At 72.9% G+C, this 14,369-nt stretch carries 16 protein-coding genes; all 16 read left to right on the top strand.

Features of this window, described 5'->3' with window-relative positions; translation table 11 throughout:
- The first annotated feature begins 22 nt into the window (after positions 1–22).
- Entirely contained in the window at positions 23–1,108 is a 1,086-nt protein-coding gene (locus PV350_RS08265; RefSeq protein WP_499509581.1) for an NADH-quinone oxidoreductase subunit B family protein, read from the top strand.
- A 63-nt stretch (positions 1,109–1,171) separates the two neighbouring features.
- Entirely contained in the window at positions 1,172–2,956 is a 1,785-nt protein-coding gene (locus PV350_RS08270) for a nickel-dependent hydrogenase large subunit (protein WP_499509582.1), read from the top strand.
- Positions 2,953–3,474: a NifU-related iron-sulfur-binding protein gene (locus tag PV350_RS08275; protein WP_499509583.1), complete on the top strand. Its 522-nt coding sequence runs from the start codon at positions 2,953–2,955 to the stop codon at positions 3,472–3,474. The genes PV350_RS08270 and PV350_RS08275 overlap by 4 nt, the downstream gene beginning before the upstream one ends.
- Positions 3,475–3,509: 35 nt before the next feature.
- Positions 3,510–4,118: a DUF5947 family protein gene (locus PV350_RS08280; protein WP_500333271.1), complete on the top strand. Its 609-nt coding sequence runs from the start codon at positions 3,510–3,512 to the stop codon at positions 4,116–4,118.
- Positions 4,115–4,765, top strand: a complete 651-nt coding sequence (locus tag PV350_RS08285) for a DUF6084 family protein (RefSeq protein ID WP_500333260.1) — start codon at positions 4,115–4,117, stop codon at positions 4,763–4,765. Before PV350_RS08280 ends, PV350_RS08285 begins: the two co-directional genes overlap by 4 nt.
- On the top strand, positions 4,762–6,126 hold the full coding sequence (locus PV350_RS08290) for a hypothetical protein (protein WP_500333261.1): 1,365 nt from the start codon (positions 4,762–4,764) through the stop codon (positions 6,124–6,126). The genes PV350_RS08285 and PV350_RS08290 overlap by 4 nt, the downstream gene beginning before the upstream one ends.
- Complete coding sequence (locus PV350_RS08295) at positions 6,123–6,641, top strand: hydrogenase maturation protease (RefSeq protein ID WP_499509587.1); 519 nt, start codon at positions 6,123–6,125, stop codon at positions 6,639–6,641. Before PV350_RS08290 ends, PV350_RS08295 begins: the two co-directional genes overlap by 4 nt.
- A 53-nt stretch (positions 6,642–6,694) precedes the next feature.
- The gene (locus PV350_RS08300; RefSeq protein ID WP_499509588.1) at positions 6,695–6,799 is read left to right on the top strand and encodes a DUF6893 family small protein; all 105 of its coding nucleotides are present in this window, start codon (positions 6,695–6,697) and stop codon (positions 6,797–6,799) included.
- 155 nt (positions 6,800–6,954) lie between these two features.
- A complete protein-coding gene (locus PV350_RS08305; protein WP_499509589.1) occupies positions 6,955–7,353 on the top strand; it encodes a hydrogenase maturation nickel metallochaperone HypA/HybF in 399 nt (132 codons plus the stop codon).
- 5 nt (positions 7,354–7,358) lie between these two features.
- Complete coding sequence (gene hypB, locus PV350_RS08310; RefSeq protein ID WP_500333262.1) at positions 7,359–8,162, top strand: hydrogenase nickel incorporation protein HypB; 804 nt, start codon at positions 7,359–7,361, stop codon at positions 8,160–8,162.
- Positions 8,162–10,564, top strand: a complete 2,403-nt coding sequence (gene hypF, locus PV350_RS08315; RefSeq protein ID WP_499509591.1) for a carbamoyltransferase HypF — start codon at positions 8,162–8,164, stop codon at positions 10,562–10,564. Before hypB ends, hypF begins: the two co-directional genes overlap by 1 nt.
- Positions 10,564–10,860 (top strand): HypC/HybG/HupF family hydrogenase formation chaperone, encoded by a 297-nt coding sequence (locus tag PV350_RS08320; RefSeq protein WP_018560791.1) that lies wholly within the window; start codon positions 10,564–10,566, stop codon positions 10,858–10,860. Before hypF ends, PV350_RS08320 begins: the two co-directional genes overlap by 1 nt.
- Positions 10,857–11,981, top strand: coding sequence for a hydrogenase formation protein HypD (gene hypD, locus PV350_RS08325; RefSeq protein ID WP_500333263.1), 1,125 nt, complete (start codon positions 10,857–10,859; stop codon positions 11,979–11,981). Before PV350_RS08320 ends, hypD begins: the two co-directional genes overlap by 4 nt.
- Position 11,982: 1 nt before the next feature.
- Complete coding sequence (gene hypE, locus PV350_RS08330; RefSeq protein ID WP_499516717.1) at positions 11,983–13,050, top strand: hydrogenase expression/formation protein HypE; 1,068 nt, start codon at positions 11,983–11,985, stop codon at positions 13,048–13,050.
- A gap of 106 nt (positions 13,051–13,156) precedes the next feature.
- Positions 13,157–13,528, top strand: coding sequence for a low affinity iron permease family protein (locus tag PV350_RS08335; RefSeq protein WP_500333264.1), 372 nt, complete (start codon positions 13,157–13,159; stop codon positions 13,526–13,528).
- A gap of 277 nt (positions 13,529–13,805) precedes the next feature.
- Entirely contained in the window at positions 13,806–14,243 is a 438-nt protein-coding gene (locus tag PV350_RS08340; protein WP_499509594.1) for a sortase, read from the top strand.
- Positions 14,244–14,369: the final 126 nt, after the last annotated feature.

Below are 14,369 nucleotides of genomic sequence, written 5' to 3' on the forward strand. Positions count from 1 at the left end.
CGCTCGATGAGGAGGCATCCCGATGGATGCGACTGCTTCGACCAAGAACGACGCCGCGCGTACCCCGGCAGCCGGGGACGAGCAGGCCCCGATCCACATTCTCTGGATCAACGCGGGGCTCAGTTGCGACGGCGACTCGGTGTCGCTGACCGCCGCGACGTTGCCCAGCATCGAGGAGATCGTCCTGGGCGGCCTTCCCGGGCTCCCCAAGATCCAGGTGCACTGGCCGCTGATCGACTTCGAGTGCGGTCCGGTCGGGGGCGCCGACACCTTCATCGAGTGGTTCTTCAAGGCCGAACGCGGCGAGATCGAGCCGTTCGTCCTGGTCGTCGAGGGGTCCGTCCCCAACGAGGCGATCAAGGCGGAGGGCTACTGGTGCGGTTTCGGCGACAACCCCGAGACGGGCCAGCCGATCACCACCAGCGAGTGGATCGACCGGCTCGCGCCCAAGGCCCTGGCCGTGGTCGCCATCGGCACGTGTGCCACCTACGGGGGCATCCACGCCATGGAGGGCAACCCGACCGGCGCCATGGGCGTGCCGGACTACCTGGGCTGGGAGTGGAAGTCGAAGGCGGGCATCCCGATCGTCTGCGTGCCCGGCTGCCCCATCCAGCCGGACAACTTCGCCGAGACGCTGACGTACCTGCTCTACCAGGCGGCCGGCTCCGCGCCGATGATCCCGCTGGACGACAAGCTGCGCCCGGCCTGGCTGTTCGGCGCCACCGTGCACGAGGGCTGCGACCGGGCGGGCTACTACGAGCAGGGCCAGTTCGCCGACCGCTACGACTCGCCGCAGTGCCTGGTGAAGATCGGCTGCTGGGGCCCGGTCGTGAAGTGCAACGTCCCCAAGCGCGGCTGGATGGACGGCATCGGCGGCTGCCCCAACGTCGGCGGCATCTGCATCGCCTGCACCATGCCCGGCTTCCCCGACATGTTCATGCCGTTCATGGACGAGCCCCCAGGCGCACGGCTGTCCAGCACCGCCAGCGGCGCGTACGGCGCGGCGATCCGGCGGCTGCGCTCCATCACGGCCAGGACCGTGGACAAGGAGCCCAAGTGGCGTCACACCGGCCGGAAGCTCACCACCGGCTACAAGGCGCCCTGGTGACCTCACGGCACCGCCCCGGCCACTGACCCCCCTCCCCCGCTTGACGAAGGGCACGCACACACCATGGCTCCGAAGACGAAGACGGCCGGAGACGGCAGTGGCCTGATGGAGATGTCCTGGGATCCGATCACCCGGATCGTGGGCAGCCTCGGCATCCACACGAAGATCGACTTCAAGCAGAAGCGCGTCGCGGAGTGTTACAGCACCTCGTCGGTCTTCCGCGGCTACAGCGTCTTCATGCGGGGCAAGGACCCCCGCGACGCGCACTTCATCACCAGCCGGATCTGCGGCATCTGCGGCGACAACCACGCCACCTGCTCGGTCTACACGCAGAACATGGCGTACGGGGTGAAGCCGCCGCACCTCGGCGAGTGGATCATCAACCTCGGCGAGTCCGCGGAGTACATGTTCGACCACAACATCTTCCAGGAGAACCTGGTCGGGGTCGACTACTGCGAGAAGATGGTCCGCGAGACCAACCCGGGCGTCCTGGAGCAGGCCAACCGCACCGAGGCCCCGCACGCCGCCGAGCACGGCTACCGCACCATCGGCGACATCATGCGCTCCCTCAACCCGCTCGAGGGGGAGTTCTACCGCGAGGCGCTGCAGGTCAGCCGGTACACCCGTGAGATGTTCTGCCTGATGGAGGGCCGGCACGTCCACCCCTCCACCCTCTACGCGGGCGGCGTCGGCACCATCGCGTCGGTCCAGTTGTTCACCGACTACCTCACCCGGCTGATGCGGTACGTGGAGTTCATGAAGCGCGTCGTACCGCTCCACGACGACCTCTTCGACTTCTTCTACGAGGCCCTGCCCGGCTACGAGGAGGTCGGCCGCCGCCGCATCATGCTCGGCTGCTGGGGCGCCCTCAACGACCCGGACCACTGCGACTTCACCTACGCCAACATGACCGACTGGGGACGGAAGATGTTCGTCTCCCCCGGCATCGTGGTGGACGGGAAGCTGGTCACCAACGACCTCACGCAGATCAACCTGGGCATCCGCATCCTGCTGGGCAGCTCCTACTACCAGGACTGGGAGGGCCAGGAGCAGTTCGTCACCCACGACCCGCTCGGCAACCCGGTCGACCCGCGGCACCCGTGGAACCAGCACACCATCCCCGCGCCCCAGAAGCGCGACTTCGACGACAAGTACAGCTGGGTGATGTCCCCGCGCTGGTTCGACGGCAAGGACTATCTGGCGCTGGACACCGGCGGCGGCCCGCTCGCCCGCCTGTGGTCCACCGCGCTCAACGGCCTGGTCGACATGGGGTACGTGAAGGCCACCGGGCACAGCGTGGTGATCAACCTGCCCAAGACGCTCACCAAGCCGGAGACCACCTTCGAGTGGAAGATCCCGCAGTGGAGCAACGCCCTGGAGCGCAACCGGGCCCGCACCTACTTCCAGGCCTACTCCGCGGCCTGCGCCCTGTACTTCTGCGAGAAGGCGCTGGACGAGGTCCGCGCCGGCCGCACCCAGACGTGGGAGAAGTTCGAGGTCCCGGACGAGAGCATCGGCGTGGGCTTCACCGAGGCGGTGCGCGGCGTGCTCTCGCACCACATGGTCATCCGCGACGGCAAGATCGCCAACTACCACCCGTACCCGCCGACCCCGTGGAACGCCAGCGTGCGCGACACCTACGGCACCCCGGGCCCGTACGAGGACGCGGTGCAGAACACCCCGATCTTCGAGGAGAACTCCCCGGAGAACTTCAAGGGCATCGACATCATGCGGGCCGTGCGCAGCTTCGACCCGTGTCTGCCGTGCGGCGTCCACATGTACGTCGGCGGCGGGCGCACCGTGGAGAAGCTCCACGTCCCCACCGGTCTGAGCGGCATGGCCGGATGAGCGCGGAGCAGACGGCGCGGCGCGTCGAGGAGATCCTCGACGCGTTCGCGGCCTCCGGCGACGGCGAGACGGCACGCGCCGCCGAGGAACTGGTGCGCACCCTCATGGAGTTCTACGGCGCGGGCCTGACGCGCGCCGTCACCCTCCTCAAGAACGGCACGGCCGACCCGCTCGCCGTGCTGATCGCCGACGAGATGGTGGCGGGTCTGCTGACCCTGCACGACCTGCACCCCGAGGACACCCTCACCCGGGTCGGCCGTGCCGTCGAAGCGGCGCGCGCCGGGGCGACGGTGGGCATCGAGCACTTCGACCCCGAGACCGGCACGCTCCGGCTGAACGCCCGCGAGGACGGCGGCTGCGGCTGCCCCAGCACCATGGACGCCACCCGGCAGCGCATCGAGGCCGCACTGTCATGCTTCGCGCCCGAGGTGACAGTGGTCGAGATGCCGCGCTCCGGCCCCGCGGCGGGCGAGCCCGCGCTGCTGCAGATCGGCAACCGACCGCCGGGGGCGCCGTGAGCCCGCGGACCCCCGCGGCCGGACTGCGCCGTTTCGTGGCGCCCCGGCAGCCCGCGGTCGAGCGCTGCGAGCTGTGCGGGGTGGAGCTGACGGGCCCCCACCGGCACCTGGTCGACACCGGCAAGCGCGCGCTGGCCTGCGCCTGCGTACCGTGCGCGCTGCTCTTCGAACGGCCCGGCGCCGGCGGAGGCCGCTTCGCCTCCGTGCCCGACCGGGTGCTCAGCGACCCGGGCTCGGTGCCCGGCACGGCCTCCTGGCAGCGGCTGCGCATCCCCGTCTCGGTCGCCTTCTTCTTCCACAACTCGGTGCTCGACCGGCCGGTGGTCCTCTACCCGAGCCCGGCCGGCGCCACCGAGAGCGAGGTCGATCCGGGCACCTGGCAGGAGGTGTTCGGCGACTCGCCGCTGGCGACCGCGCTGCGGCCGGACGTGGAGGCGCTGCTGGTCCGCAGGGACGGCGACGGGGGCGACGGCGGCGAGTGCTTCCTCCTCCCGGTCGACCGGGCCTACGAGCTGGTGGGCCGGCTGCGCCTGAACTGGCAGGGGTTCGACGGCGGTTCCGGCGCCCACGCCGAACTGGCCGCCTTCTTCGACGACGTACGACAGCGGGCCGCACCGGTGCCGCGGGAGGGGTTGCCGACGTGACCGATCTGGACTTCGCCTGCACGGGCGTACGGGCGGACCGGTACGCCGCAGGACCGACGCTGGTCTTCCGGCTGCGCATCACCGCCCCAGGCGGCGAACGGGTGCACGCCCTCGCGCTGCGCTGCCAGTTGCGCATCGAACCGGCGCAGCGGGCGTACGGCGACGCCGAGGCGCAGGGCCTCGGCGACCTGTTCGGCGAGCGCGAGCGGTGGGGCAGCACGCTGCAGCCGATGCAGTTCGCCCAGGTGTCGCTGATGGTGCCGGGCTTCACCGGCGAGACCGAGGTGGACCTGCCGGTGCAGTGCACCTACGACATGGACGTCGCCTCGACGAAGTACTTCGAGGCCCTGCAGGACGGCGAGGCACCGCTGCTGCTGCTCTTCTCCGGCACCGCCTTCCTCGGCCCGGCCGGCTTCCAGGTGCAGCCGGTGCCCTGGGACAAGGAGGCCGTATGCCGCATGCCGGTGGCGGTGTGGCGCGAGACCATCGACGCCCACTTCCCGGGGTGCGGCTGGATCCGGCTCCCCCGTACGGCGCTGGAGTCGCTGCGGTCCTTCCGCAGCGCGAACGCGCTGCCCTCCTGGGAGGCGACCGTCGAGGCCCTGCTCGCCGGCGCCGCCGCCCCGGCGGGGGGTGCCACCCGGTGACGGCCGCCACGGAACGCTTCGCGACGGCCCGTCAGGCCGCCGACGCCGTCCTGTTCGAGGGCTACGTGCTCTACCCGTACCGGGCGTCCTCGGCGAAGAACCGGATGCGCTGGCAGTTCGGGGTGCTCGTGCCCCCGGCGTGGGCGGACGCGTCCGGCGAACCCGTCCTGCAGCGGACCCAGATCCTCATGGAGCCACGCGCGGACGCCGCGCTCCACGCGGAGCTGCGCTTCCTGCACGCCCAGCGGCGCACGGTGGAACAGGTCCTGGCCGACGGCGGGTTCGAGCCCACCGACGAACTCCAGCTGCCGGACCGGGTGCTGGTCCCGTGGGACGAGGGTGTGGAGGAACGCGTCGAGGTGTCCGTCGACATCGCGGCGCTGACCGCCGAGGACGTCGTCCTGCCCTTCACCGTCCCCGCGACGGAGGAGAGCGAGATCGTCACCGGCGCCGACGGCACCCCCGCCGGGCGCGTCCTGCGCCGCCGGGCGCGTCTGGAGGGCGTCCTGCGGATCTCCGCCGAGGAACTGCCCGGCCCCTACCGGGTGCTGAGGCTCACCGCCGTCGCAGAGAACACCGGGTGCGCCCTGGCCTGCAGCCGGGAGGAGGCACTGCCGCACGCGCTGGTCTCGGCCCATCTGATGCTGGGCCTGACCTCCGGCTACTTCGTGTCGATGACGGACCCGCCGGAGTGGGCGAAGGCCGCCGTCGCCGAGTGCCGCAACGAGAACACCTGGCCGGTGCTGGCGGGCGACCACGGCGCGGCGAACGTGGTGCTCTCCTCCCCCATCATCCTGGAGGACCATCCGCGGATCGCCCCGGAGAGCCCGGGGGCGCTCTACGACGCCACCGAGATCGACGAGATCCTGGCGCTGCGCACCGCCGCCCTCACCGACGAGGAGAAGCGGCAGGCGCGCGGTACGGACGACCGGGCCGCCGCGGTGATCGACCTGGCCGAGTCCATGCCGCCGGAGGTGATGGAGCGTCTGCACGGGGCCGTGCGCGCGCTGCGCGAGGTCACCGCTCCGGCAGGCACACCCGCCGCGGTTCCCGGGACCCCCTGGTGGGACCCCGGCGCCGACGCCTCGGTCGACCCGGCCCGGGACCGCGTGATGGTGGGCGACACCTGGGTGGCCGCGGGCAGCCGGGTCGTGCTGCAGCCGGGACGGCGGCGCACCGACGCACAGGACCTGTTCCTGCACGGGCGCAGCGCCCAGGTGGAGGCGGTGCTGCACGACGTGGACGGCGGGGTGCACCTCGCGGTCACCGTCGACGGCGACCCCGGCGCGGAGATCCGCCGTGAACAGGGCCGGTTCCTGTACTTCCAGCCCGACGAACTCGCTCCCCTGGAGGACGTGTGAGCACGGGCGGCGTGCTGGTCGCCGGCATCGGCAACATCTTCCTGGGCGACGACGGCTTCGGCGTCGAAGTGGTGCGCCGGCTGTCCGGGCACCCGCTGCCCGACGGCGTCCACGTCACCGATACCGGCGTGCGGGGCGTGCACCTGGCCTACCAGCTCCTCGACGGGTACCGCAGCGTGGTCCTCGTCGACGCCGTCGCACGCGGCGGCTCCCCGGGCACGCTGCACCTCATCGAGGCTCCGCCGCCCGGCGGCGACGGCCCGGGTGAGGCCCTCGTGGACGGGCACCGGATGACCCCGGACACCGTACTGGCGCTGCTCGACACCCTCAGCGCCGGGACGGGTGCCCCCAGGCCCTCCCGGGTCCTGGTGGTGGGCTGCGAGCCGGCCTGCCTGGAGGAGGGCATCGGTCTGAGCGCTCCCGTGGCCGCCGCCGTGGACGAGGCCGTGCGCCTGGTGCTGCGGGTCGTCGGCGAGGAGTGCGAGCGGCCCGCGGACCCGCACGCGGTGGCCTGACCGGCCCGCCGCGGCCACAGATCCCGGCAACGAGCAGAAAGGAGCACCCCGCCATGTGGAAGATCGCCCTGAGCGCGGTGGGCGCGGCCGTGGCCGCCCTCGCCTTGTCCCGCGTCCTGCCCGACGTGAAGCGCTACCTGCACATCCGGTCCATGTGAGGCCGAACGGGTAGGCCGTCGCCGCCCCGGCGGCGTGGCGGGCCGGGTGCCCCGGGCGCCGGGCCTTCAATGAGCCGCGTCAGCCGCCGGCACCGCCCACCGGGCGCGCCGGCAGCCGGGGCCCGGCCGGCACCCGCACACCGGAGAAGAGACCGATGCACGAGATGTCCATCGCAGTGGCGGTGGTGGAGCAGGTCGAGGAGGCCGCCGCCCGGCTCGCGGACGGTACGGGGGCGGCACCCTCCGCGGAGTCCGTCCACCTGGAGGTCGGCGAACTCGCCGGTGTCGTGGCGGACGCCCTCGCCTTCAGCTTCGACCTCGCCTGCACCGGCACTGTGCTGGAGGGCGCGGCCCTCACCACCGAGACCGTCCCCGGCCGGGCCCGCTGCGCGCGCTGCGCGCGGGACTGGCCCACCGGCATGCCCCCGCGGCTGACCTGTCCCGGTTGTGACAGCGCGGCGACGGAGCTGCTGTCCGGCCGTGAACTGCGGATCACCGAGGTGCGGTGGGCCGCGCAGCGCCGACCGGCCGCCACACTCCCCGAGGAGCGCTGAGGACTATGTGCAAAGTGACCGATCTGCGGCAGTCCGTGCTCGCCAGGAACGACCGCGGCGCACAGGACCTGCGCCAGGAACTGGCCGCACGCGGGACCGTCATGGTGAACCTGCTGTCGAGCCCGGGCAGCGGCAAGACGGCGCTGCTGGAGTCGGAACTGGGGCTGGCCCGGCTGCGGGGGGTGCCCGTGGCGGCGCTCACCGCCGACCTCGCCACCGAGAACGACGCGACCCGGCTGGCCCGCTCCGGTGCCCCCGTGCGGCAGGTGCTCACCGACGGGCTGTGCCACCTGGAGTCGGCGATGGTGCGGTCGCAGGTGGACTCCTGGCTGCCGGAGGGCACGCACCTGTTGTTCGTGGAGAACGTCGGCAACCTCGTCTGCCCCGCCTCGTACGACCTCGGCGAGTCACTGCGCGTGGTGCTGGCCTCGGTCACCGAGGGCGAGGACAAGCCGCTGAAGTACCCGACGGCCTTCGGCCTGGCGCATCTGGTGATCGTGACGAAGTACGACATCGCCGAGGCGGCCGGCTTCGACGAGGCGGCCTTCCTGGCGGCCGTCGCCCAGGTCAACCCGGGCGTGGAGGTGGTCGTCACGTCCACGCGGGACGGCGACGGCGCGGGCGTGCTGCTGGAACGGGCGCTGGCCGTGCACGCGGGGGCCGCGGTGCACCGTCCGGTGATGGCGCGCACCGCCGTGGAGAACGGCCACGCGCACGGGCACACCCATGCGCACCCGCACGAGCACCCGCACGAGCACCCGCATCAGGACGCCGCCGGGCACATCCCCTCCGTGGGCCACACGCACTGATGCCGGGTCAGCCGGGGCCCGCGACCCGGACCGCGCAGCGCCGCAGGGTGCTGGTCCGGGGGGTCGTGCAGGGAGTCGGCTTCCGGCCGTTCGTATTCGGTCTGGCCCGTGAGCTGGGGCTCGCGGGTCACGTCGGCAACACCGGCGACGGGGTGGTCGCCGAGGTCGAGGGCGCCCCCGGCGCGGTGGCGTCCTTCTGCACACGGATCGGCTCCGAAGCGCCGCCGCTGGCGGTGGTGGAGTCGGTCTCCCATCATCTGCTCCCCCTCGCGGGCGGCACGGACTTCACCATCAGCCCCTCGCGCCCCGGCGACGCGGCCTCCCGCACCCTGGTCTCGCCCGACACCGCCACCTGCGAGGCATGCTTGGCCGAGTTGCGCGACCCCGCCGACCGCCGCCACCGGCACCCGTTCATCACCTGCACGCACTGCGGGCCGCGCTTCACGATCGTCACCGGCCTGCCGTACGACCGGCCCAACACCACGATGGCCCGGTTCCCGATGTGCGCGACGTGCCGGGCCGAGTACGAGGACCCTGCCGACCGCCGCTTCCACGCCCAGCCCGTCTCCTGCCACGACTGCGGTCCCCGGTTGCGGCTGGTCCTGCCCGGCACGAAGGGCGCGGACGGCACGGACGGCACGGACGGCACAACATGGCAGGGCGAACCGCTCGCGGAGGCACGGCGGCTGCTGGCGGCGGGCGCGATCGTCGCGGTGAAGGGCCTGGGCGGCTACCACCTGGCCTGCGACGCGGGCAACGAGGAGAGCGTACGGCTGCTGCGGGCCCGCAAGGACCGCGGCGACAAGCCGTTCGCCCTGATGGCGCGGGACGTCGCGGACGTGGAGCGGCTGGCCCACGTCGGCCCGGCGGAGCGGGAGTTGATGACCGGCGCGCGTCGGCCGATCGTCCTGCTGCGGCGGCGCGCGGGGGTGCGCGGGGTCGCGGAGGCCGTGGCGCCGCGGGTCGCCGACCTCGGGGTCATGCTGCCGTACACGCCGGTCCACCATCTGCTGCTGGGGCTGCCGGGCGATCCCCCGGGGCCCCGGCTGCTGGTGATGACCAGCGGCAACCTGGGCGGGGAGCCCATCGTCACCGACGACGAGCAGGCGCTGGAACGGCTGGCGGGCCTGGCCGACGCATGGCTGACGCACGACCGGCCCATCCATGTGCCGTGCGACGACTCGGTGGTGCGGATCTGCGACGGCGAGGAACTGCCCGTACGGCGCTCGCGCGGCTACGCGCCCCTCCCGGTGCCCCTGCCCGTGCAGGTGGCGCCGGCGCTCGCCGTGGGCGGCGACCTGAAGAACACCTTCTGCGTGGGCGAAGGACGGCACGCCTGGCTGTCGGCCCACGTCGGCGACATGGACGACCTGGCGACGCTGACCGCCTTCACGGCCGCCGAAGGCCAGTTGGAGCAGATCACCGGGGTCAGGCCCGTGCTGCTGGCCGCGGACCGGCACCCCGGCTACCGCTCGGTGGGCTGGGCCCGGCGGTCCGCGGGCGAGCGGCCGCTGCGGCTGGTGCAGCACCATCACGCGCACGTCGCGGCGGCGATGGCCGAGGCGGGGCTGGACGGGACGCGTCCGGTGATCGGCGTCGCCTTCGACGGGACGGGCCACGGCGACGACGGCGCGGTGTGGGGCGGTGAGTTCCTGCTCGCCGACTACGACGGCTTCCGGCGGCCCGCGCACCTGGCGTACGTGCCGCTGCCCGGCGGGGACGCGGCGGTGCGCCGCCCCTACCGGATGGCGCTGGCGCATCTGCGGGCGGCCGGTCTGCCCTGGGCGCCGGAACTGCCCTGCACGGCCGCCTGCCCGGAGGACGAGCGGGCGCTGCTGGCCACCCAGTTGGAACGGGGGCTGCACTGCGTCCCGACCTCCAGCATGGGCCGGCTCTTCGACGCCGTCGCCTCGCTGGCCGGGGTGTGCCACGAGGCGGGGTACGAAGCGCAGGCCGCCGTCGAACTGGAGGCCGCGGCGGTGGCGGCGGGCCGACTGCCCACGGAGGGCTACGCCTTCACCCTGCGCATCGGCTCCGGCGCCGACGGAGCGACCGCCTGCGACCCCGGCCCGGTGCTGGCGGCCGTCGTTGCCGACCTGCACGCGGGCGTGCCCGCCGGGGTGGTCGCCGGGCGCTTCCACCGGGCGGTGGCCGACCTGGTGCGCCGGGTGTGCGCGGCCGTACGGGAGGCGGAGGGCACCACGACGGTGGCGCTCAGCGGCGGCGTCTTCGCCAACGCCCTGCTGTCCTCCGCGTGCGCGCGGGACCTGCGCGAGGACGGTTTCACGGTGCTGCGCCACCGGCTCGTCCCGCCCAACGACGGAGGCCTGGCGCTCGGCCAGTTGGTCGTCGCCGCCCGCGGCGGCCCCACGAACCCCCACCCACAGCGAGGAGACAGCTGATGTGCCTGGCGGTACCCGGCAAGGTGCTGGAGATCGAGGAACGGGACGGCACCAAGATGGCGGTCGTCGACTTCGGCGGCGTGGTGAAGGACGTGTGCCTGGAGTACCTGCCCGACCTCCAGGTCGGCGAGTACGCCATCGTCCACGTCGGCTTCGCGTTGCAGCGGCTCGACGAGGAGTCGGCGCGGCAGACGCTCGCCCTCTTCGGGAACCTCGGGCTGCTGGAGGAGGAGTTCGGCGACCCTTGGCAGCAGGCGGCCGCCGAGGCGGGAACGACGGCGGAGGCGGAGCGGTGAAGTACATCGACGAGTTCCAGGACCCGGAGCTGGCCCGGAGGCTGCTGGACGACATCCACACGACCGTGACCAGGCCCTGGGCGCTGATGGAGGTGTGCGGCGGCCAGACCCACACCATCATCCGGCACGGCATCGACCAGCTCCTGCCGAAGGAGGTGGAGCTCATCCACGGCCCCGGCTGCCCGGTCTGCGTGACCCCGCTGGAGGTCATCGACAAGGCACTGGAGATCGCCTCCCGCCCCGGGGTGATCTTCTGCTCCTTCGGCGACATGCTGCGCGTCCCCGGCACCGGGCGCGACCTCTTCGGCGTCCGCGGCGAGGGCGGTGACGTGCGCGTCGTCTACTCCCCGCTGGACGCGCTGCGGATCGCCCGGGAGAACCCGGACCGCGAGGTCGTCTTCTTCGGCATCGGCTTCGAGACCACCGCCCCGCCCAACGCGATGACGGTGTACCAGGCCCGGAAGCTCGGCATCGCCAACTTCAGCCTGCTGGTGTCCCACGTCCGCGTCCCCCCGGCGATCGAGGCGATCATGCGCTCGTCGGACTGCCGCGTGCAGGCGTTCCTGGCGGCCGGTCATGTGTGCAGCGTGATGGGGACGGAGGAGTACCCGGAACTGGCGGACGGGTTCGGCGTGCCGATCGTCGTCACCGGCTTCGAGCCGCTGGACATCCTGGAGGGCGTGCGCCGCGCGGTGCGCCAGCTGGAGCGCGGCCAGTACCGGGTGGAGAACGCCTACCCGCGCGCCGTGCGCCCGGAGGGCAACCCCGCGGCGAAGGCGATGCTCGCGGACGTCTTCGAGGTCACCGACCGTGCCTGGCGCGGCATCGGTGTCATCCCCGACAGCGGATGGCGGCTGTCGGAGCGGTACCGGGAGTACGACGCCGAGCACCGGTTCTCCGTCACGGGCATCACCACGCGGGAGCCGGCCGCCTGCCGCAGCGGCGAGGTACTGCAGGGCCTGATCAAGCCGCACGAGTGCGAGGCGTTCGGTGGTGTCTGCACGCCCCGTACGCCCCTGGGCGCCACGATGGTCTCCAGCGAGGGGGCCTGCGCCGCGTACTACCTCTACCGCCGGCTCGGCGGGACCAGCGCACCCCTGGAGGCGAGCCCCGTTGGCTGACATCGCAGAGACCCTCGCCGCCCCGGACTTCTCCGGCTGGACCTGCCCGGCGCCGCTGCGCGACCAGCCGCGGGTGGTGATGGGCCACGGCGGCGGGGGCGCACTGTCCGCGGAACTCGTCCGGTACGTCTTCGCCCCCGCCTTCGGCGGTGAGGTGCTGGCGGGGCTCGCCGACTCGGCGGCCGTGACGCTCGGCGGGGCCCGGCTGGCCTTCTCCACCGACTCCTACGTGGTGCGGCCGCTGTTCTTCCCCGGCGGCAGCATCGGCGACCTCGCCGTCAACGGCACGGTCAACGACCTGGCGATGAGCGGGGCCAGGGCCGCCTACCTCTCCTGCGGCTTCATCCTGGAGGAGGGGGTGGAGATGCCGCTGGTGGCGCGGGTCGCCGAAGCGCTCGGCGCGGCCGCGCGCACCGCGGGGGTGGAGGTCGTCACCGGCGACACCAAGGTCGTCGAGGCCGGCCACGGCGACGGGCTGTACGTCAACACCGCGGGCATCGGTCTGATCCCCGACGGTGTCGACATCCGTCCGCAGCGCGCGGCGCCGGGCGACGTGGTCATCGTCAGCGGGGAGATCGGGGCGCACGGCGTCGCCGTGATGAGCGTGCGCGAGGGCCTGGAGTTCGGGGTCGAGATCGAGAGCGACACTGCGGCGCTCGGTGGGCTCGTCGAGGCCGTGCTGCGCGTCACGACGGACGTGCACGTACTGCGCGACCCCACGCGTGGCGGTCTGGCGGCGGCCCTCAACGAGATCGCGGCCGCCTCGGGTGTCGGTGTCGTCCTGCAGGAGCGGGCGGTGCCCGTGCCACCCGCGGTGGCCAACGCCTGCGCGGTGCTGGGCCTGGACCCGATGTACGTCGCCAACGAGGGCAGGCTCGTCGCCTTCGTGCCCCGCGCGGTGGCTGAGGAGGTGCTGGCCGCGATGCGCGCGCATCCACTGGGCGCGGGCGCGGCGGTCATCGGGGAGTGCGTGGCGGACCACGCGGGCATGGTCGTCGCCCGTACGGGCCTGGGCGGGACGCGGGTGGTGGACCTGCCGCTGGGCGAGCAGTTGCCGCGCATCTGCTGACCGCGGACGGGACGTGCCGGGCCGGCCCGCATCCGCCGATGCGGGCCGGCCCGGCACGTCCCGCGCACCGCACCGCCCATCGTCGACGAGCCCCCAGGAGGACGGCGTGGCGTTCCGGCATCCGGCCGAGCGGACCGACGAGGAGGGCGGACGGGGCCGGTTCGAGCGGCTCGCCGAGGCGACGTCCAACTTCACGGCGTCGCCGCTCTTCTACTGCGTCTGCCTGCTCCTGGTGGCCGGCTTCCTCGTCGTCCACGCCCTCGGGCTGCCCTTGAAGTGGCAGCTGTTCGCCGCGGATCTGATGACGGCCGTCACGCTGTTGCTGCTCGCCCTGCTCAAGAACGCCGAACGTCGCGCCGAGCACGCCGTCCAGCGCAAGCTCGACGCGATCGCCGCCGCGCTGCTGGAGCAGGGCGGAAGCTCCCACGAGGCACGGGACACGCTGCGTGAGGTGATCGGCCTCCACGAGGAAGCGTGATCGCCCCCACTTTCTGATGATCCGTCAATCCTCTTTGAGTGGAACATCGCTGTCGATTCGTCACCTGATTGCGGGTAAGGCAGCACACTTTCGCAGGCGGTCGGCCGCAGGGCGCGTGACCTGCGGTGACGTGGTGAGCCGGGGCTGCGCTGGGACGCGTTCGGCGCCGTGAGCACCGCTTTCGGGTGGCAGGCCCCACGGGGTGCTGTTTTGCTCCGCGTGGAGCGGACGCCCTGGGACCGCTCCTCTCCCTGCCCGTTCGACCTGGAGCTGCCTCATGCCTACAACACGCGTTCTTGGCGGTGTCGCCATGGCCGCGGCCGTCATCGGTCTCACCGTTCCCACCGCCTCCGCCTCCGCCCCTGCCTCCGACTTCCCCAATGCGTGGGTCACCCCCTACTACGCCGTCCCCGGAATGCGGCTGATGGTCACCACCACGGCCTGCGGCCGTGACGCCAACTACTCCAAGGGCCAGTCCGAAGCCGGCGGCCAGGTCAACCTGCTGCCCCTGGGCAGGGGCGGCGGCCTGCTGGCCGGCAGCTTCCGGGTGCCGAAGCACACCCGGCCGGGCTGGTACACCGTGACGCTGCGGTGCCCGCCGCGCGTCCAGACCACCGCCTCCTTCCGGGTGGTCAGGGGCTTCGCGCACGGGTTCTCCGGCCGGGACTGCGACGACGACTTCGGTCCCGTCGGCCGGCGGTCCGCCCGACGCTGACCCCCGGTGCCCGGGTCCTCGGACCGCCGCCCCGGCCGCCGCGCAGGATGACGGTGGCGCGGCCGGGGCGGCGGGGGCGCCGGACGGCGGGTGAAGGTCCGGGGAACGCTCCCGCACCGACCTTTT

Source organism: Streptomyces sp. PA03-6a (assembly GCF_033792765.1).
GTDB lineage: Bacteria > Actinomycetota > Actinomycetes > Streptomycetales > Streptomycetaceae > Actinacidiphila.